The sequence below is a fragment of the bacterium genome (assembly GCA_026708055.1).
GTDB lineage: Bacteria > Actinomycetota > Acidimicrobiia > Acidimicrobiales > CATQHL01 > VXNF01.
Window position 1 is genome coordinate 1 of sequence record JAPOVS010000047.1, and the last position, 19,545, is coordinate 19,545.

Below are 19,545 nucleotides of genomic sequence, written 5' to 3' on the forward strand. Positions count from 1 at the left end.
CCAGCCGCACATCGTTGATGGCACCGAGCCCGGCGCCGGCAACGAGCAGGACGCCGTCGGGCTGCAGGGCGCGCAACAGGTCGCGGCAGTCGCCGTCGGTAGCGAGCGGCGACCGAACGCCGCCCACCGTTTCCACGAAGCCGAGGTCCGGCGCCGGCGACGGCCAGCGGAGCTCGACCAGCAGGTCGGCCAGCGTCGGCGGCGCCGCACCGGCGAGGGTCGCCGCCAGCGGTGGGGCCATCGGCACGGGATACCAGCGGTGCACCGGGCAGACCGCCTGCGGGGCCTCGCCGGCGGCGGCGGCCAGCACTTCGGCGTCGGTGGCGCCGAGTTCGTCGGCGTCGAAGGACTGCACGGGCTTGCGGGCGCTCACCGAGAGTCCCCGCCCGCGGAGCGTTTCGACGACCCCGGCGGTGACCCAGGTCTTGCCGATCTCGGTGGCCGTGCCCGCGACGGCGATGAGCGTGGCGGGTCGGGTCACGGTCCCAGTCCGAGCGCCGCCAGCGCCTCCAGAAGCCGCCCGACCATGTCGTCGGTGTGGGCGGCCGACACGGCCACCCGGAGCCGCGAGGTGCCCGGCGGCACGGTCGGCGGGCGGATGGCGGGAATGAGCAGGTTCCGCTGCATCAGGGCCTCGGCGGCTCGCAGCGCTTCCGCCTCGCCGCCCACGAGGATCGGCACGATCGGGGAGCCATGTCCGGGCCGCAGGCGGTCGACGTGGCCCCGCAGGCGCGCCACGAGCGCGTCCCCCTCGGGGCCACGGACGATGCGGATGGCCTCGAGCGCGGCGGCGGAGTCGGCCGGCGCCGGCCCGGTGGTGAAGATGAACGGGCGCGCCCGGTTGAGGAGCAGATCGATGAACGGACCCGGGCCGCACACCGCCCCGCCGACGGTGCCCAGCGCCTTGGACAGGGTGACGACCCGCAGCACCCGCAGACCGTCGAAGCCGGTGAGCGGGGCCAGTGACGGGCCGAGGACCGCGTGGGCCTCGTCGATCACCAGCAGCGCCCCGCGGCGGGCGCAGCACTCCCCCAGCGCGGCCACGTCGGCTTCGTCGCCGTCCATCGAGAAGACCGCGTCGACGACGACCATCCTCCTCGGCAACGAGGTCTCGCTCAGCAGGCGGTCGACGTGGTCGATGTCGTTGTGCCGGGCGACCGCGATCGGCGAGCGGCTGAGGCGGCAGCCGTCGATGATCGAGGCGTGGTTCAGCTCGTCGCTCACGATCAGGCAGTCCGGGGCTCCCAGGCTGGCGAGGACGCCCAGATTGGCGGCGTAGCCCGTCGGGAAGACCAGCGCCCGCTCGGTCTGCTTCCAGTCGCAGAGCTCGGCCTCGAGTTCTGCGTGCACGGGGCGCGAGCCGACGACGAGCCGGCTGGCTGTGGCGCCGGCTCCCCAGCGGTCGAGCGCGGCGTGGGCCGCGGCGATCACGGCGGGATGGAACGACAGCCCGAGGTAATCGTTGGAGGCGAAGGAGACCACATCCCGGTCTCCGAGGCGCCCCACCGGCCCGCGGGCGTCGAAGGTGCGGACCTCTCGCCAGCGGTCGGCGGCGCACAGCGCGGCGATCTGCTCGCTCGCCCAGGCGTCGAAGCCCCCGCTGCCGGGGGCATCCGGCCCGGTCACGGCAGTGCCTCGGCGGCGGCCACCATGGCGCCGGTGATGCGTCGCAGCTCCTCGTCGCTGCTGATGTAGGGCGGCATCGCGTAGAGCAGCCGCCCGAAGGGCCGCAGCCACACGCCCCGGTCCACCAGCAGTTCCTGGGTTGCGGCCACCGGCACCGGATCCGTGGTCTCGATCACCCCGATGGCCCCCAGAACCCGAACCTCGGCGACCCCGGCCAGGGCGGCGGCCGGTTCAAGTCCCGCCCGCAGCGACTGCTCGATCGCGGCGATCTCGGCCTCCCAGGGCCGCGACAGCAGCAGGCGGATCGAGGCCGTCGCGGTGGCCGCCGCCAGCGGGTTGCCCATGAAGGTGGGGCCGTGCGTCAGTGCACCGGACTCCGCCGCGCTGACCCCGGCGGCCACCTCTGCGGTGCAGAGTGTCGCCGCCATGGACAGGTAGCCCCCGGTGAGTGCCTTGCCGACACACATGATGTCGGGGCTGATGGCGGCGTGGTCGCAGCCGAACAGCCTGCCGGTCCGCCCGAAGCCGGTGGCGATCTCATCGGCGATGAGCAGGACGTGATGCTCGTCGCAGAGCCTGCGCACCTCCGCCAGGTAGTCAGGCGAGTAGAACCGCATCCCGCCGGCGCCCTGCACGACCGGCTCGAGAATGACCGCGGCGATCTCGGACCGGTGGCGGGCCAGCAGATCGGCGAACCCGGCGATGTGCTCGGGACGCAACGGTTCCCCGTAGCGGGGCCCCGGCGCCGGGGCGAAGAGCTGGTCGGGCAGGATGCCGGCGAACATGCTGTGCATGCCGGTCACCGGGTCGCAGACCGACATGGCCGCCAGGGTGTCGCCGTGGTAGCCCGAGGCGACGGTCAGCAGCCGGGTGCGCTCGGGCTCTCCGGTGCCGCGGGCGTACTGCAGCGCCATCTTGATAGCGACCTCTACCGACACCGAGCCGGAGTCGGCGAGGAAGACGTGCTCGAGCCCCGGCGGGACGATCTCGACGAGCAGCTCGGCCAGCTCCACCGCTGCGGGGTGCGTGATGCCGCCGAACATGACGTGTGCGACCGTCTCCAGTTGCGTGCGGACCGCCCGGTCCAGAACGGGATGGCCGTGGCCGTGGATCGCCGCCCACCACGACGACATGCCGTCGATCACCCGGCGCCCGTCGGCCAGCGTGAGGGTGGTCCCCGCAGCGGCCACCACGGGGACCGGCGGGATCGCCGCGGGCATCGGGGCGTAGGGATGCCAGAGGTGCCGGCGATCCCGCTCGACGAGGTCGCGGTAGTCCCACCTCTGGCCGCTGCGGCGCGCCCGCCCGGCACCCGGCCCGCCGCCGGCCATCAGCCCCCCTCGGGCAGCCGCACCGTCTCCCGGACCTCGGCGGAACCGGTGCCCCTCTGGCAGCGGCGGCAGCGGGCCTCCCAGCCGGTCGGATGCACGGTCAACCGGAAGCGTTGCCCGCACTGCGCGCAGTAGCGGGGCGCCTCGAACGGGGGCCGCCGGCAACCGCCGCAGTCGCGGGTGCCGCACCACGGGCAGTACGCCCCGCTCATGGCGCTCAGATCACGCCGGTGAGGGCGCCGATGGGCATCTGCAGGTCCTCCAGCATCCGGAGGTCCTCGTCGGGGTGCCGCCCCAGCGTGGTGAGGTAGTTGCCCACGATCAGGGCGTTGATGCCGGCGGTCATGCCCATGGCCTGGAACTCCCGCAGCGTGATCTCCCGGCCGCCGGCGTAGCGGAGGATCACGCCCGGCAGCGCCAGGCGGAACAGCGCGATCCAGCGCAGCGCCGCCAGCGGCCGCAGCGGCCGGCGGATCTGCAGCGGCGTGCCGGGCCGGGGGTTCAGGAAGTTCAGCGGCACCTCGGTCGGGTCCAGCGACTGGAGCTGGCCCAGCAGTTCCACCCGGTGATCGAGGGTCTCCCCCATGCCCAGCAGCGCCCCGCAGCACAGCTCCATGCCGTGGCGTCGCACCAGCTGGCACGTCTCGTAGCGCTCGTCCCAGGTGTGGGTCGTGGCGATGTTGGGGAAGAAGCTGCGGGAGGTCTCCAGGTTGTGGTTGTAGCGGTGCACGCCGCCTTCCGCCAGGCGCCGGGCCTGGTCCTCGCTGAGGATCCCGGCGCTCACGGCCACGTTGAGCCCGGTCTCGGCTTCGATGAGCGGCACCAGGGAGATGAGCCGCTGCAGCGTGCGCTCGTCGGGTCCGCGGATCGCCAGCACCATGCAGAACTCGCTGGCGCCGGTGCGGGCGGTCTCCCGGGCCGCCGCCAGCACCTCGTCGACGTCCAGGAACGGCGTCGCCGGCAAGGTCTCGGAGAAGCGGGTCGACTGCGAGCAGAAGTGGCAGTCCTCGGGACAGCCTCCCGTCTTGACCGACAGGATGCCCTCGATCTCCACGGTCGGGCCGCACCACGCCAGGCGCACCGCATGCGCCAAGGCGGTGAGCGCCGGGACCTGCTCGTCGTCCAGGGTGGCCAGTGCCCGCAGCTCCCCCGGCTCCAGCAGCCGGCGCTCGTCGATGAGCGCCACCTCGGCGGAGCGCAGCAACGAGCGGGCGCCGCCGGCGGCACCGGCCGTCCCCGCAGCCGTCATGCCAGCGCCTCGCGGAGCGCCTCGAACCGGTCCGCCCGCCGGCGACGGGCCTCCAGGGCACCGTCGAGGTCGACCTCGACGAAGCGGGTGGTGTTGTTCGGCGCCGACTGGGCGACGTCGTCCATGTCGGCGCTGATGACGGTGGCCACCATCACGTAGCCGCCGCCGGACACGGCGTCGCGGTGCAGCACGATCGGCTCGACACCGCCGGGGATCTGGATCGATCCGATGGGGTACGGGGCATCAACGATGTTGGAAGGATCGCTGCCGGCGCCGAAGGGCGCAACCCGCTCGCGGAACTCCAGGGTTGCCCCGCGGTAGCGGAACCCGGTCCGGTCGGCGAGCGTGGTGAGCCGCCAAGTGGCCCCGGCGAACGTCCGGCGGCCCTCGTCGGTGAGGCGGTGGTCGTAGAGGCCCATCATCACCCTGATCTCACGGTGGCGGGGATGGGTGCTGCGCAGGGCCTCGGGCACGCACCGTCCGGGGCCGACACCCTCGGCGTCACCGATCGGCAACTCGTCGCCGGCCGCGAGGGCGCGCCCCTCCAGCCCGCCGAGGGATCCGAGGGCGTACGTGGAGCGGCTGCCGAGCACCGCGGGGACGTCGAAACCGCCGCTCACGGCGACATAGGCGCGGGCCCCCGATCGGAGGTAGTCGAACGACAGGACCTCGCCCGCTGCCACGGCGAAGCTCTCCCAGGCCGGGCGCGGCTCGCCGCCGAGGAGGGGCGGCAGGTCGGCGCCCGTGACCGCCACCGTCGCCGGGCGGTCGAAGCGCAGTTCGGGCCCCATGTAGGTGCACTCCAGAACGGCCGCCTCCTCGCCGTTGCCGACCAGCAGGTTCGCCGCCAGTGACGAGTACTGGTCCAGCGATCCCGACGGCGGGATGCCCACGTTGTAGTAGCCGGGCCGGCCCGTGTCCTGGATGGTGGTGGCGAGGCCGGGCTGCAGGACGCTAACGACCATCGAGAGCCTCGGTGAGCCCGCGGTTGTAGCCGTCGGGATCGGCCAGGAAGCGCCCCAGCGAGAACTCCACGGGCGCCTGGCGGAGGCGGAACCGCCGGGTCTCCACCTGCGCCGTCAACTCGTCGTAGGTCTCCCGATCGATGGGCGCGTACTTGACGATGAACCCCGGCTCGAAGAACACCAGGGAGTCCGCGAAGTCGGGATGGGTCTGCGTCGGATCGTAGATCGGCGCCGGCGTGATGCCCAGCATCTGGTACCCGCCCGCGCCCCGCACCGAGTAGATGCTCCCGAAGCAGCCGCCGTGGCCGATCGTCTGGCGGGGGGTGTCGGTGCGCGGCGAGAGGTACTTGGGGACCTCCAGCTGGCGCGCACGCGGGACCATCTGGAACAGGAACGGCAGCCCGGCCACGAATCCCACCATCGAGGCGATCCACGGAGAGGTCGAGTGGGCGGCGACGAAACCCTCCGTGGAGTCGAAGCCGTTGACCCGGGCGGCGTACTCCAGGTCGGTGGCGTCGGGATCCTGGCGGTTGGCCCGGAACCGCGAAGCGGTCTCCCGGGTCCACGGGTCGCCATAGAGGATCGGCACCTCGACGATGCGGGTCCGCAGATCGAAGCCCGTGCCGTCGCCGACGGCGGTCTCGATCGATTCCAGCTCGGCCACGAGGTCCTGCGGCGCCAGGCGGTCGGGATCGAAGCGGACCTGGTAGGAGACGTTGGCCGGGCAGATGTCGATCACGCCGTCGATCCGCCGCTCGGCCAGGGTCGCGGTGACCGCCATGGCCCGGAAGTTGGCGGCGAGGTTCATCTCCTCGTCGAACTCGACGAAGATGTGGTCGTCCCCGCCGAAGCTGCGCCGCACGGCGCGGCCGCTCACTTGCACCTGCTCCCGCGTTCCGGGCTGCACTCGCCGGTCCGCCGGCGCCGGCCGAACGCTGCCCGGCTCATGGCAGGACGGTGAAGAGCACCTGGCCGGCATCCACCATCTCGGCGTCGGCGACCGCCACGGCTGCGATCGTCCCCGTCGTGCCCGCCTTCACCTCGAAGAACTGCTTCATCACCTCGACGAGGGCGACGGTCGTGTCGGGCTCGACGGGGCTGCCGACCTCGACGAAGGGGTCGAAGTCCGGCGACGGCCGGCGGTAGAAGACGCCGGGCAGCGGGGACCGTATGTCCGCGGTCAGAGCTCGCTCGGCGCCGCTCACGAGAGGTACGGGGCGAGGGCGGACCGCACCGCGGCGGCCACCTCGACCGCGCCCGGGGTGTCGGAGTGGACGCAGACGATGTCGGCCCGCATCGGGATCTCGCTGCCGTCGACGGCGATGGCCACGTTCTCGGTGACGGCCCGCACGGCGCCGGCGGCGGCCCCCGCGGGGTCGACGGCGGCGTGGTGCCGGGTGATGATGAGGCTGCCGTCGGGTCCGTACTCCAGATCGGAGTAGTACTCGGCGAAGAAGCCCTGGGGCCGGTCGCCCCAGACCTCCTCATGTGTCGTGTTGGCCATGCCCAGCAGGGCGGTGTCCAGGGCGTCGGCGGCGGCGGCGATCGCCGCGGCCACGTCACGGTCGCCCGCGGCCTGGCCGTAGAGGGCGCCGTGGGCTTTGATGTAGCCCAGTCGCATGCCCTCGGCGGTCAGGAACCCGCTGAGCGCCCCGGCCTGGTAGATGATCGAGGCGGTGATCTCCTCGGGGTCCATGGCCATCGCCCGGCGGCCGAAGCCCTGGCGGTCCGGGTACGAGGGATGCGCCCCCACCTGCACGCCGTGGCGCTTGGCCAGCCGCACGGTCTGCTGCATGACGCTGGGGTCCGAGGCGTGGAACCCGCAGGCCACGTTGGCCATGTCGACGTAGGGCATGATGGCCTCGTCGTCGCCGCAGCGGTAGATGCCGTAGCCCTCACCCATGTCGCAGTTGATGGCAACCATGCCCTCCCTCGACCTTTCCCTGCTCGCCCGCGTGTCCCACGCTAGACGGCGCAGCCGATCAGGGCCCGGGCAGCTCGGGCAGTCCTTCGGCGGGCATCCGGCGATGGCGCTCGGTGGTGGCTCGGGTCATGACGGGGTCCACGCCGAGCGATTCCAGCAGTTCGATCGCCGCCTCCATCTCGGCGGTGCGACGGGCACTGTGCGTGGCCGTGCCCTCCAGGAGCGTGCGGATGAACCGCTCGTCGGCGGAGCCGATCTGATCGATGAGGTTGTCCCAGGTCTCCGGCGCCAGGCCGGCCGCCTCGGCGGCGCGCAGCGACTCGATCATCAGGGCCGGCACGCCCTTCATCACCACGCTGCGCAGCAGCTTGCGCGTCGCCGCGGTGCCCGGCTCCTCGCCGACCCACTCCACCGGCACGCCGATGGGGGCGAGCAGCTCCACGTAGCGCGCCGCGCCCGGACCGGAGGCCAGCGAAGCCCCGAACAGGCCGTTGCCGGGCACCATGGCCATCAGGGCCACGTCGACGAACCGCAGCGATCGGCCCACCGCCACCTCGGCCAGGTCCCGCTTCCGCTGCGCCGAGGCGGTCGCCAGGTCGGCGTAGACGGCGCCGGCGGGGATGGCGTCGAGCGCCTGGGTGAGCGCCGTCAGGGAGTCCGCCGCCGCGGTCACCGCCAGGACCAACTCCGCACCGGTAACCGCCGCCCGCGGCTCGGCGACGCGCAGCACCCCCGCCGGCGTGTCCTGCGGGGCGGGGTCGTAGCCGGTGACGGCGGCGCCGGCAGAGGCCAGATCGGCGGAAATCAGCGAACCGGCTTCGCCGAGGCCGAAGACTCCGACGGTCAGATCCAGCGCAGCCACGGGCCGATCCGGCGGATCAGCCGCCGCTGAGGTCCTCGAGGCTCTCGACGTGGACAACCCCGAGTTCGGCCAGCTTGGCGCCGAGGCCGGCGACGTCCAGGGAGAGCTCCCCGGCGGCGAATCGCTCGCGGACGACCTCCTCGGCGGCCATCCGCTTGCGGGCGCCCTCCAGCACCTCGGCGGCCTGCAGCCGCGGCACCACCACCACACCGGTATCGTCGGCACAGACCACGTCGCCGGGATGGACGGCCTGCTCGCCGAGGGTGATCGGCACGTTCACCCAGCCGGGCGTGGTCTTCATGGGGCCCTGGCAGCCGATGTGCTGCGACCACACGGGGAATCCCATGTCGCGGATGGCGTCGACGTCGCGCACCGCCCCGTCGGTGATCAGCCCCACCCCGCCACGGGCGACCGTCGAGGTGGCCATGAGCTCCCCGTACAGAGCGTTGGTGGAGGGCGCGGTGCTGGCCACCACCAGCACGTCGCCCGGCTCGAGGAGTGCGATGGCGGCGTGGATCATGATGTTGTCGCCGGGATGGACCAGCACGGTGATGGCCGAGCCAGCTATCCGGGCGCCCTGCTGGACGGGGCGGATATGGGCCCCTGCGAAGCCGAACCGGCCCATGGCCTCATGCACGGTGGAGGTATCGACCTCCAGGAATCCCTCGAGCAAGTCGCGGGGAGCCCGCTCGACGTTGCGGACGACGACGGTGGGGTTCATGGCCGATCCTCCGAGGGGCGCACACCGGCGTCGGCGAGGAAGGCCAGGGTGCGCTCCAGGGCCTGCGCCGCGGCCTCGGGGTGGTAGGAGTCGCGGGCGTCGCAGTTGAAGCCGTGGTCGGCGCCCGGGTAGACGTGCACCGGCACGGCGGGGTGGGCCCGCATGATCTCCTCCACGTCGCTCAGGGGGATCATGTAGTCCACCTCGCCGAAGTGCAGCAGCACCGGGGCCTGCGGGGCGCGGTCGGTGAACTGGATGATCTGCCCGCCGTAGTAGCCCACGGCGGCGGCCACCGGCAGGGCGTTCGCCGCCAGCCAGGCCAGGCTGCCGCCGTAGCAGTAGCCCACCACGCCGACGGGCCCGTTGGATGCGAGGCAATCGACCGCTGCGCCCACGTCGCGCACCGTGTCGTCCCAGTCGATGGCGCCGCGCATCGCCCGGCCCTGGGCGACGGTCTCCTCCGTGTAGCCCAACTCCACCCCCCGCTCGAGGCGGTCGAACAGGGCGGGGGCCACGGCCCGGTAGCCCAGCGCCGCGTAGCGGTCCACCACGTCGCGGATGTGGGCGTTCACCCCGAAGATCTCCTGGACGACCACGATGCCGGCCGCAGCGTCGGCGGGTCCGGCCTCGTAGGCGTCGAGTTCGTGGCCGTCGTCGGCGGTGAGTCTGATCATGGCTGCTGCCTCCTGGGCTCGTCGGGACGGCGGTCCGGCTCTGCGGTCCGGCCCGCGGTCAGTACTTGTAGTGGTCGGGCTTGTAGGGGCCTTCCGGCGACACGTCGAGGTAGTCGGCCTGCTCGTCGGTGAGGCGGCTGAGCCGGATGCCCAGGGCGTCGAGGTGCAGCCGGGCCACCTCCTCGTCGAGGTGCTTCGGCAACCTCACCACCTGCGGGCGCCCGGCGGCGTCCCGGTAGGCCTCCGCGTTGGCGTGCAGTTCCATCTGCGCCAGAACCTGGTTGGTGAAGCTGAAGGACATCACGAAGCTGGGGTGCCCGGTGGCGTTGCCCAGGTTCAGCAGGCGCCCCTCCGACAGCAGGATCACCGAGTGCCCGTCGGGGAAGACGTACTCGTCCACCTGGTCCTTGACGCGCACCCGCTGCACGTCCGACAGCCGCTCGAGGCCCGCCACGTCCACCTCGTTGTCGAAGTGGCCGATGTTGCCGACGATGGCCTGGTGCTTCATCCGCCCCATGTGCTCGGCACCGATCACGTCGCGGCAGCCGGTTGCGGTGACGAAGATGTCGCCCGTGCTCATGACGTCCTCGAGGCGGGCGACCTGGTAGCCCTCCATGGCGGCCTGCAGGGCGCAGATGGGGTCGACCTCGGTCACGACGACACGTGCCCCCTGGCCGGCCAGAGCCGCGGCGCAGCCCTTGCCCACGTCGCCGTAGCCGCAGACGACCGCCAGCTTGCCGCCGAGCATCACGTCGGTGGCCCGCTTGAGGCCGTCGATGAGCGAGTGGCGGCACCCGTAGAGGTTGTCGAACTTGGACTTGGTGACCGAGTCGTTGACGTTTATGGCGGGGAACAGCAGCGTGCCCTCCCGCTGCATGCGGTACAGCCGGTGCACACCGGTGGTCGTCTCCTCGCTGACGCCGCGCACCGCGGCCGCGGCCGTCCCCCAGGCGCCGGGATCCTCCTCGAGGATCCGGCGCAACGTGGCGAGGACCACCGAGCGGTCCTCGCTGTCGTCGGGATCCGGCCGGGGCACGGCGCCGGCCCGCTCGCACGCCAGGCCCTCGTGAAGCAGCAGCGTGGCATCCCCGCCGTCGTCCAGGATCAGCGTCGGCCCGCCGCCGTCGGGCCAGCGCAGCACCCGCTCGGTGCAGCGCCAGTACTCCTCCAGCGTCTCGCCCTTCCAGGCGAACACCGGCACGCCGCGGGGATCGGCGACGGTGCCGGTGGGCCCCACCGCGACCGCGGCGGCGGCGTGATCCTGGGTGGAGAAGATGTTGCACGACGCCCAACGCACCTCGGCGCCGAGTTCGCAGAGCGTCTCGATGAGCACCGCCGTCTGCACCGTCATGTGCAGCGAGCCGGCGATGCGGGCGCCCGCCAGCGGCTTGGCGTCGCTGTGGCGGGCCCGCAGGGCCATGAGCCCCGGCATCTCGTGGGTGGCGAGCTGGATCTCCTTGCGCCCGAACGACGCCAGCGACAGGTCGGCGACCGCGAAGTCGCCGCCGGCGGGCGTCACGCCCCCACTCCCCCCGTTCCGCTGAGTGCCGCCTTCAGCTCGGCGATGGCGGGTATCGGGCCGGGATCCATGCCCCGCAGCGCGGCGAGGTGCAGCGACACGTAGTCGCCGAACAGCATCAGGTCCATGATCTGGGCGATCGGCCCGTCGCCGCCGGCGCGCACCTCGTAGACCTCGCGCACGGCGTCGGTCAGATGATCGTCGAGGAAGTCGAACGTGGTCGCCACCTGGGGGGGCTCGAAGTCGTGACGGAGCTGGACGGCACTGAAGGCGGGCGCCGTGAGCTCGTCGAAGGCGCCCCAGCCGGCGATCTCGTTGTGGGTCATCTCGGGCAGGGCGGCACTGAACGCCGGCGTCTTGGCGTTCTCGTTGAACTGCGCCTTCCAGCGCCGGGCCGCCACCTCGCCGATCCCGCCGGGTCCGTAGACCACGGGGATGGTACCTTCGATCTCGCGCGCCAGCCGCAGCGCCGGGTTGGAGTCCTCGCCGAGTTGGCTGCGGCGCCGGCGCAGTTGCTCGGCCGCCCGCGCCAGCCACTCGCTGGCGCCCGGGAAGAAGCCCAGGTCCTCCAGCAGCGCCAGCACCGGCGCAGCCATGGCGGCGAAACCCGCACGCGGCATGGGGATCGACGGATCGACCGCCAGCACCGGGGCTCCCCACGACTCGGCCAGGGCGCGTAGGCGGCCTCCGGTGCAGACGGCCACCATCTGCCCGCCCCGCTCGGCGGCGATGCCGGCGGCCGACAGTGTCTCCTCGGTCTCGCCGGAGAACGACACCGCCAGCACGAGGGTGCGGCGGTCGACGTAGCTGGGCGGCACGTAGTTCTTGACGACCACCACCGGCAGGGACATGAACGGGCCCGCCGTCACGGCCAGGAAGTCCCCGACCAGGCCGCTGCCTCCCATGCCCAGAACCAGCACGCTGGTGATGGCGTCGGGGTCGGCGATCCCGGTTGCCAACCCGGTGTCGGCGACGGCCTCCACCCCGGCGGCGATCTGCTCGGGCATTGACGCCGTGGCGGCGAACATGCCGAGGGTGTCAGCAGGAGTGCGCTCGCTCACGGCGTGAAGTTCTCCGTGATGCCGGCCTCGGCGGCCCGCTCCATGACGAGCGCATGCTCGCTCTCGTCCAGCGTGGTCGCCTCGTCGATCAGCATGATCGGGATGCCGTCTTCGACCTCGTAGCGCCGCCGCAGGCGGGAGTTGTAGAAGAAGCCGTCCGCCTCGAAGTACAGCAGGGGGCCCTTGTCCTCGGGACAGGCCAGGATTTCCACAAGTCGGGGATCGAGCACCATCGCTCCAGTGGGTTGGCTCTCTGCGCCGGGCGACCCCGGCCGCAACGTCGCAGCCTACGTCGTGTGGTGCGGCAGCAGTTCTCTCACGAGTTCGTCGATGCGTCGGGTCAGCTCGATCCGGCCCAGTTCGGCGCGGATCTCCGCGCACACCTTGACCTGGCCGGCCCCATGGAGCGGTAGTCCGTCGCGTACGGTGCCGGCCGCTTCCTCAACGCGCTGTCCCAGCCTCGCCAGCTTGCGGTGCAGTCCGACCTGATCCTCGTAGCGGGGAATGGGAATCTCGTGCCAGAAGTGCGTGTGGAAGTCCCTGTCGGAGCGGCGCGTTGCCTGGTAGGCCGGCTGCAGCGCCTCGGCGTTCAGAACCGCCACGAGGTAGGCGGCCTCCGCCGCCGTCGACACGCTCATCCAATAGCAGGCGTCGTTCACGATGAGCGGGCCTCGCTGACGCGCCGCGCGCAGGTACGAACCGGACTTGTTGTAGACGACGGTCCATGCGGCAGTGTCCGCCTCGGTCAGCTGCGCCGTCAGCCGCCCCTGGTAGTCCAGCATTCCGGTCAGCCTTGTGGGGGTTGTGCTGCCGCGTCCGGCGAAGTCCGAGTAGCGAGCCTGCGCCTCCTCCCAGAACGCTCCGCCGGGGTCGGGGTCGAATTCGCCCGTCTCGGCTATCGGGACGACGCACTGCGCGCGATCCCGCGTGAGGCAGCCGACCAGGACATTCTGGGAGAAGACGGCGTCGTGGCGCCATTGTTCAGGCACGTCTCCGCTCAGGGTGCCCGCGTTCCGCCACGGCTTCTGCTTGGACGCCCGCGTGGTGATCCGCACACGCCCCGCCCGCGCAAGCTCTGCCTCCCCAATGACTACCAGGCAGTGCGGACGCAGGTTGGCCCCCGCCCGTGCTTTTGCAACGCCCGCCTCATCCACGTACCCCGATGGCTCCGCTGCGCCGGTGGACTCAGCGGCGACCTCGTGCAGTCTCGTCCGAACATCATCCCAGCGGTCGGACGCGCTCACCGGAAGCTCCGGTCTCGTGGCGAGGACCGCCTGGGTGCCGTCCCCTGCGTCACCGGTGAACCAGACGGCCGCGTGCGCCCCGGAGAACGGCGCCGCCCTCACTGGCGATAGGTCGACGGTCGCGGCATCGGCCCGACGTTCGCGGAATCGAATCCAGTTGTCGGCGGTGAGCGAGGCCCGGTTCAGCACCCAACCTGCGGCCCGGCCGACCGAACCCTCGCCGTTTCCGTCGGCAAGGTACAACTCCTCGCAGCGGGTCACGAACAGGGCGGCGACATCAAATCCACCGCTGACCGCCACCGGTGAGCGCGAGGCGCCGCCCGCGTAGAGCCCCGCCTCGCGAATCAACCCATCGAGGGCCGCCCTCCGCTCCGCCACTTGTATCTCCGACATCCTGACCCACGGAGGATTGGCCACGATCCTGTCCACTTTGTTATCCACAAGCAGTGTCGTGGCCATGTGGTTCCCCATGAACCTTCCGCCGGCGTCCTCGGGCGCCGGGGTGGCCAAGCCGTCGCCCTGATGGACGCGCAGACCGTCGACGCCCTCCGAAGGCGTTGCCGGCAGGGCTCGCAGGAGCGTGGCCCGGGCGATCTCGACAGCGACGGGATGGACGTCGATGCCGTACACGAGCCGCGCTGCTATGTCGGCCTGTCGCTGCGGGGTCCAGGCGCTCGCCGCCTCGCAGATCCGCCGGGCCGCATGGAACAGGAACGTGCCCGACCCGCAGGCGGGATCCAGCACGCCGACCCCGCTGAGCGAGTCCTCGGCTCGGCGCGCCCGGGCGACCGCGGCCTCACACCAGTCGGCGTCGCAGACTCGCTCGGTGACCATCTCGGCCAGCCAGTCCGGCGTGTAGTACTCGCCGAAGGACTTGCGATGGCTGGCCTCTATCACCGACTCGTACATCTGGCGCAACACGTCGCGTGGCTGCGCCCGCCAATCGAAGCCGTCGGCGGCACCGAAGAGATCCTCGGCCCACCGCTGGCCCCGGTCGGTCAGGGTCGCCCACGACACGAACCCATCGCCGAGGACCTCGCGGACGTCGGTTCGACGGGCCTCGCCTGGCCTGACCGGAGTCCGGGCGCCGTCGAGGGTGAGAACCACCGCTCGGGCCACCGCCACGAGGAAGGTGTGACGGACGAAGAGCTCCGCCGCCTCGGCCTCGGCGGGAACCATGCCGGAGCCCTCGAGCATGTCGTACCAGAGCGACCGCTGGGTCTGCCGTGCCCGCACCGCGGCGGCGCCGGCCTCACCGGCACCCATCTCGGCGATCAGCCGGAGCCGGATGAGGTACGGCTCGAACACCGTCCTGTAGGGGTCGGTCGGCACGGGCGGCTTGGCCCCGAAGTGGTCGGTCATGCTCGTGCCCGAATGTTGACCGGGCCTGAGACACCGCCGGGGATCAACCGAGCGACCGCACCGCGGCGCGCACCTCGGCTAGACGGCGGGTGCAATCGCCGACACTGCTGGCCTCCAGGTTGAGGCGCAGCAGCGGCTCGGTGTTGGAGGGGCGCAGGTTGAACCACCAGTCGCCGCAGTCGACGGTGAGGCCGTCGAGGCGGTCCTGAGGGCGGTCCCGGTAGCGGTGCGCCAGGGCCTCGGTGACCGCCCGGGGATCGTCGACCGTGAAGTTCACCTCACCGGAGGCGGCGTAGCGGTCGAACGGGCGGCGCAGCTCGCTGAGGGGCACGCCGGCGCGGGACAACTCCTCCAGCAGCGCCACGGCCGCCAGCACCCCCGAGTCCGAGCAGTGGTTCTCGGCGAAGTAGTAGTGACCGGAGTGCTCGCCGGCGAACGCCGCCCCCGTCTCGGCCATGCGTTCCTTGATGAGCGAATGCCCGACGCGGGTGCGCAGGGCGCGACCGCCGGCCTCGGCGATCGCCTCGGGCACCATCCGGGAGCAGGCGGCGTTGTAGAGCACCAGCGCGCCGGGATGGCGGCGCAGCACCGCCCTCGCCAGCAGCGCCGCGGTCACCGAACCCGACAGCGGCTGCGCCCGGTCGTCCACGAAGAACACCCGGTCGGCGTCACCGTCGAACGCCAACCCGACGTCGGCCCCGGTCTCGATGACACGGCGGCACACGTCGGTCAGGTTGGCCTCCTGCAGGGGGTCGGGAGGATGGTTGGGGAAGTTGCCGTCCAACTCCCCGTAGAGCAGTTCCAGGACCGGCGGCAGCCCCTCGAAGACCGCCGGCACGACCAGCGCACCCATGCCGTTGGCGACGTCGGCCACCACCCGCAGGGGCTGCAGGCGCTCGACATCGGTGAACGATTGCACATGGGTCGCGAAGCGCTCCAGCAGGTCCACCCGCCGACGCTCCCCCTGCCGCCCGGCCGGCGCCGGCAGCGCCCCCAGCGCCAACCGGCGCACCCGGGCCAGACCACCTTCGGCGCTGAGCGGGCGCCCGCCCGCACGGCAGGCCTTGATGCCGTTGTAGTCGGCGGGGTTGTGCGAGGCGGTGAACACCACGCCGGGAGCGTCGAAGTGCGCCGCGGCGAAGTAGAGCATGTCGGTGGAGGCCAGGCCCAGATCCACGACATCCAGCCCGGCCGCCTGCAGGCCGGCGCAGAACCCCTCGGACAGCCGGGGGCCCGACAGCCGCATGTCCCGCCCGACGACGACCTCGGCGGTGCGCGGGTCGTCCTCGCCGAAGAACCCGGCGAAGGCGACGCCGAGGCGGCGCGCCAGCGCCGCGTCGAGCTGGTCCGGGACCCGGCCCCTGATGTCGTTGGCCCGGACGATGGCGTGGAGGCGTGCCGGGACGGAGCCCTCCCCGCCGGACGGCGCGCCCGCGGGCTCAGCCATCGCTTCCGGAGGCGCCGCCGTAGGCACCCCGGCGCAGCCATCGACGGATCCGCAGCAGGTCCCGCAGGATCGCTGCGCCGTCGCGCAGCACCCGCACGCTCGAGCGGCGCGGCGCGGCGGTGGCGGCCACGCTCTCGACGGCCACCGGCACGCCGAGCAACGCCAGCAGCAGCAGCACCTCCACGTCGAAGCCGAACCGGTCCACCCGGCAGCGGCCGAACACCTCCTGCGCCACCGGGCGGCGGAAGGCCTTCAACCCGCACTGCGTGTCAGCGCCCAGATGCTTGGCGGCGCCCGCCGGGTTCAGCACCAGGATCCTGGCGAGGTGCGAGACGGTGTAGGTCCCCAGCCGGCGCAGCGGCGCCGCCCCGGACCGCTCTCGCCTGGCGATCACCGCCCCTGTGTCTCCCTCCAGGCGAGCCAGCACCGCCACGATCCGATCCGGCGGGTACTGCAGGTCGGCGTCTGTGAACACCACCACCTCGCCGGCAGCCGCCAGCATCCCGGTACGCACCGCAGCTCCCTTGCCGCGGTTCCCACCGAGCGCGATGACCTGGTCGGCCCCGGCGGCACGGGCGCGTTCGGCCGTCGCGTCGTCGGACCCGTCGTCCACCACGATCAGCTCCAGGACGTCCCCCGGCGCCACCCCGGACAGACCGTCCCGCAGCGCCGCCAGGGTGTCGCCGATGACGCCGGCCTCCCGGAAGGCGGGCAGCACGACCGACAGGCGCACACCGCCCTGCGCCCCGCCACTAGGACGCCCACCGGTCACTCCCACGGGGCGCGCCGGTCGGCCTCGGCGGTCCAGATGTGTGGGTTGCGCCACAGCACCAGGGCGGCGATCACACCGACGGCGGTGATCACCCACGCCAGCACGTCAACCGGCGTCCAGCCGTAGCTGAGGGTGACCCGGGTCTCGTCGGGGACGACGACCATGAAGTTGGGCGCCGCCCGGTAGGGGCCGCCGGCGCCGTCGACCTGCCAGTTGGGGAAGTACGAGGCCTTCACCAGGACCGGGATGCCGGTGCGGTCGACCCTGAAGCTGATGGAGTTCTGCGTGGTGGAGACACCGTGGATCTCCACCTCCTCCAGGCTGCGCACCGGCCGCGCGTCCCCCGGCGAGACCTCGGCCCATCCGTCCGGCCCGCCGGCGGCCGGGAACACCGCCGCGGTCGGCAGGAACCCCGCCTCGGGCTCGGTGCCGCCGGAGCCCGGATAGGCGCCGTAGAAGTCCAAGGCGACGTTCAGCCAGCGCGCCGGATCCTCCGCGGCGCCGCGGACGATCACGGGCTCGGCGGCCAGCGGCGACACGAGGGGCGCGTCGGCCAGTTCGAACATCACCCACGGGGGCTCGGCGGCCACCTCCGTGAGATCCTCGTGGGCGCGGGCCTCAGCGATCAGGGACTCCGAGAACGCCATGTAGTAGCGAACGCCGAAGAGCTGCATGTGCGCAACCCCGTCGGCCACGTCGACACCGCCGTAGGGCACGGCGCGCACCGGCCGTGACGGCTCGGTCGAGAGTTCGTCCTGGTTGATGAAGTGGAACGGCACGGTCTGGGTGGACTCGAAGAAGAGCCCCTCCATGGAGGCCAGGCAGCCGTCGGTCCAGTGCGGCAGCAGCATCAGAGACATCGGCGAGCCGTAACTGTCCAGGCGCTTCAGGCCGTATTCCCACATGACCCGGCCGCAACCCCGCTCGCCGGCGACCGCCGCCATCGTGGTGACGACCCGGTAGTACTCGTCGTAGCCCCCGATGCCCTCGCGAGGCTCCTTGGACTCGTAGCCGGAGAAGTTCCAGTACACCCAGAAGGGCAGGAAGCTCTCGGCGGTCGTGCCCGCCAGCACGACGTTCGGGGCGACCCGAAGGCCGTAGCGACCGTCGGCGACTTCCCGGCCGGCGGGTCCCAGCGCCCGCAGCGGGTAGGCCACGGCCGCCACGACGGCCAAGGTGAGCGCCACGGTGGCCAGCAGCAGCACCACGCCGGAGCGAGAGGAGGGCCGGGTCGCGGCCCCCAGCGGCCGGATCACCCCGGTCGGGGGCGTCGGGTCCGCGCCGGCGGGGCGCAGCGCTCCGGCGGCGGCAGTGGCCGCGGGGCGGCCGAGCACCACGGTGCCGCCGGCTCTGGGCCGGAGGCCCTGCGCCCGCACGGATCGGAGAATCTCGGTGACGGCCACGACGGCGGCGGCGATGAGCACCAGCAGGGCCAGGTGCGCCACATCCGCCGCCCTGGCGGGCGCCGTGGCCGGATCAACCCCCGGCAGCACTTCCAAGAGCGCCCGCAGGGTCGCCCTGCCCGCAACCAGGTCGTCGATCGCCACCGCCACCGCTCCCACCGGCACGATCGCCGCCAGCGCGATCCGCAGAGGCAGCGAGTCCTCGGGAAGCCAACGCCGCCGCTTTCGCTCCTCGCCGAGCCCGAGGCCGCCGCCCGCGCCGGTCGGCGGTTCCCGCAGCGAGCCTCCGGCCACCAGCGTGGACAGCATGGTCGAGACACCGATCCCCGCCAGCAGCAGCATCGCCAGGTAGTAGAAGGGCAGCAGCCGGGCGTTCCACAGCACCCCCTGTGGGAGCCAGCGGTACCCGGCCGCCGCCAGCACCGCCAGCGCCGCCACGTACAGCACCAAGCGCCGGCGGCGGAGGATGCCGACCAGCAGGGCTGCCCAGGCCCCCACCAGCACCCAGTTCCAATCCTCGCGCACCAGGTTCGGCCAGTACTCGGTGAGGTTCACCCAGTCGATGTTGTGGTAGTAGTCCCGCCGCCACCAGAACGGCAGCAACCAGAACGCCGCCAGCGCCGCCGCCAGCGCGCCCGTCGCCGTCACCCAGCGCATGCCTCGCCGGCCCGGCTGCATTGCCAGCGCAACCCCGGTCGCGGCCACCGCGAAGATCGCCGGTATGAGGTGCGTGAGGCCCACCAGCGCCAGCAGCGCACCGGCCAGCACCCGGTGCCGGCCCGTGCGCAGCCCTCGCAACAGCACGCCCAGGTAGACCAGCATCAGCGACAGGCTGATGGAGAACGCGAACTCCCCCGCCAGCGTGGAGGCAACGTTGCCGCCGTAGATGCTGAACGAGGTGTCGAACAGGAACGGCAGCGTGAACAGCGCCGCGATCGTCGGTGTCGGGAACCGCAGACCCGCCAGGCGCACGAACGTCGCCGCCGCCAACGGCAGTGCCACCAGCCCGGCGACCGCCACGAGCTTGAACGCCACCCCGTAGGGGATCACGAACGAAGCCAGCGCGATGACCAGCGACGGCAGCACCATGTAGAAGTGGTAGGCGGGGAAGCCCGCATACCAGTCCGGAGCCCAGCCGCTCAGACGCCCCAGCGGCAGGAGGTGGTCGCGCAGGTACGCCGGTCCCCAGACGTGGGCGGCCATGTCCCCCCCGGCGGGCGTGGTCGCCGAGAACAGCAGGTCGGGTCGCATCTGCCAGAACACGAACAGGCACACCCCGATGACGCAGGCGATTCCTGTGCGGCGCTGCAGGACCGTCACGTCACGGCGCGGCCGGCGAGTGACCTCCATCTGCCGGGACGGTTCTTCGACGGGCGGTTTCATCG

19 protein-coding genes are annotated in these 19,545 nt (G+C 72.3%); all 19 read right to left on the reverse strand.

The window, feature by feature from the left end:
- Positions 1-481 (reverse strand): dethiobiotin synthase (locus OXG55_10050; GenBank protein MCY4103584.1); only part of this gene is annotated, 481 nt, incomplete at its 3' end.
- Positions 478-1,626: an 8-amino-7-oxononanoate synthase gene (locus OXG55_10055; protein MCY4103585.1), complete on the reverse strand. Its 1,149-nt coding sequence runs from the start codon at positions 1,624-1,626 to the stop codon at positions 478-480. The genes OXG55_10050 and OXG55_10055, both read right to left, overlap by 4 nt.
- Complete coding sequence (locus tag OXG55_10060; protein MCY4103586.1) at positions 1,623-2,957, reverse strand: adenosylmethionine--8-amino-7-oxononanoate transaminase; 1,335 nt, start codon at positions 2,955-2,957, stop codon at positions 1,623-1,625. Before OXG55_10060 ends, OXG55_10055 begins: the two co-directional genes overlap by 4 nt.
- Positions 2,957-3,169, reverse strand: coding sequence for a hypothetical protein (locus tag OXG55_10065; GenBank protein MCY4103587.1), 213 nt, complete (start codon positions 3,167-3,169; stop codon positions 2,957-2,959). Before OXG55_10065 ends, OXG55_10060 begins: the two co-directional genes overlap by 1 nt.
- Before the next feature lie 5 nt (positions 3,170-3,174).
- Entirely contained in the window at positions 3,175-4,206 is a 1,032-nt protein-coding gene (bioB, locus tag OXG55_10070; protein MCY4103588.1) for a biotin synthase BioB, read from the reverse strand.
- Positions 4,203-5,171: a biotin-dependent carboxyltransferase family protein gene (locus OXG55_10075; GenBank protein ID MCY4103589.1), complete on the reverse strand. Its 969-nt coding sequence runs from the start codon at positions 5,169-5,171 to the stop codon at positions 4,203-4,205. The genes bioB and OXG55_10075 overlap by 4 nt, the downstream gene beginning before the upstream one ends.
- Positions 5,161-6,048, reverse strand: a complete 888-nt coding sequence (locus tag OXG55_10080) for an allophanate hydrolase subunit 1 (protein ID MCY4103590.1) — start codon at positions 6,046-6,048, stop codon at positions 5,161-5,163. Before OXG55_10080 ends, OXG55_10075 begins: the two co-directional genes overlap by 11 nt.
- 67 nt (positions 6,049-6,115) lie before the next feature.
- Entirely contained in the window at positions 6,116-6,376 is a 261-nt protein-coding gene (locus OXG55_10085; GenBank protein ID MCY4103591.1) for an acetyl-CoA carboxylase, read from the reverse strand.
- Positions 6,373-7,095 carry a 5-oxoprolinase subunit PxpA gene (gene pxpA / locus OXG55_10090; protein MCY4103592.1) on the reverse strand — a complete coding sequence of 241 codons (723 nt, stop codon included), beginning with the start codon at positions 7,093-7,095 and terminating at the stop codon, positions 6,373-6,375. Before pxpA ends, OXG55_10085 begins: the two co-directional genes overlap by 4 nt.
- 58 nt (positions 7,096-7,153) lie before the next feature.
- Positions 7,154-7,957 (reverse strand): DUF1932 domain-containing protein, encoded by an 804-nt coding sequence (locus OXG55_10095; protein MCY4103593.1) that lies wholly within the window; start codon positions 7,955-7,957, stop codon positions 7,154-7,156.
- Between the two features lie 16 nt (positions 7,958-7,973).
- Positions 7,974-8,678, reverse strand: coding sequence for a 4-carboxy-4-hydroxy-2-oxoadipate aldolase/oxaloacetate decarboxylase (locus tag OXG55_10100; GenBank protein ID MCY4103594.1), 705 nt, complete (start codon positions 8,676-8,678; stop codon positions 7,974-7,976).
- Positions 8,675-9,352, reverse strand: a complete 678-nt coding sequence (locus OXG55_10105) for a dienelactone hydrolase family protein (GenBank protein MCY4103595.1) — start codon at positions 9,350-9,352, stop codon at positions 8,675-8,677. The genes OXG55_10100 and OXG55_10105 overlap by 4 nt, the downstream gene beginning before the upstream one ends.
- Before the next feature lie 58 nt (positions 9,353-9,410).
- Positions 9,411-10,871: an adenosylhomocysteinase gene (gene ahcY, locus OXG55_10110; protein ID MCY4103596.1), complete on the reverse strand. Its 1,461-nt coding sequence runs from the start codon at positions 10,869-10,871 to the stop codon at positions 9,411-9,413.
- A complete protein-coding gene (locus OXG55_10115) occupies positions 10,868-11,932 on the reverse strand; it encodes a bifunctional phosphoglucose/phosphomannose isomerase (GenBank protein ID MCY4103597.1) in 1,065 nt (354 codons plus the stop codon). The genes ahcY and OXG55_10115 overlap by 4 nt, the downstream gene beginning before the upstream one ends.
- Positions 11,929-12,165, reverse strand: a complete 237-nt coding sequence (locus OXG55_10120) for a Trm112 family protein (GenBank protein ID MCY4103598.1) — start codon at positions 12,163-12,165, stop codon at positions 11,929-11,931. The genes OXG55_10115 and OXG55_10120 overlap by 4 nt, the downstream gene beginning before the upstream one ends.
- Positions 12,166-12,219: 54 nt before the next feature.
- A complete protein-coding gene (locus OXG55_10125) occupies positions 12,220-14,538 on the reverse strand; it encodes an N-6 DNA methylase (GenBank protein ID MCY4103599.1) in 2,319 nt (772 codons plus the stop codon).
- Between the two features lie 43 nt (positions 14,539-14,581).
- On the reverse strand, positions 14,582-15,985 hold the full coding sequence (gene manB, locus OXG55_10130; GenBank protein MCY4103600.1) for a phosphomannomutase/phosphoglucomutase: 1,404 nt from the start codon (positions 15,983-15,985) through the stop codon (positions 14,582-14,584).
- Positions 15,978-16,718: a glycosyltransferase family 2 protein gene (locus OXG55_10135; GenBank protein MCY4103601.1), complete on the reverse strand. Its 741-nt coding sequence runs from the start codon at positions 16,716-16,718 to the stop codon at positions 15,978-15,980. Before OXG55_10135 ends, manB begins: the two co-directional genes overlap by 8 nt.
- 35 nt (positions 16,719-16,753) lie before the next feature.
- Positions 16,754-19,543: a hypothetical protein gene (locus OXG55_10140; protein MCY4103602.1), complete on the reverse strand. Its 2,790-nt coding sequence runs from the start codon at positions 19,541-19,543 to the stop codon at positions 16,754-16,756.
- Positions 19,544-19,545: the final 2 nt, after the last annotated feature.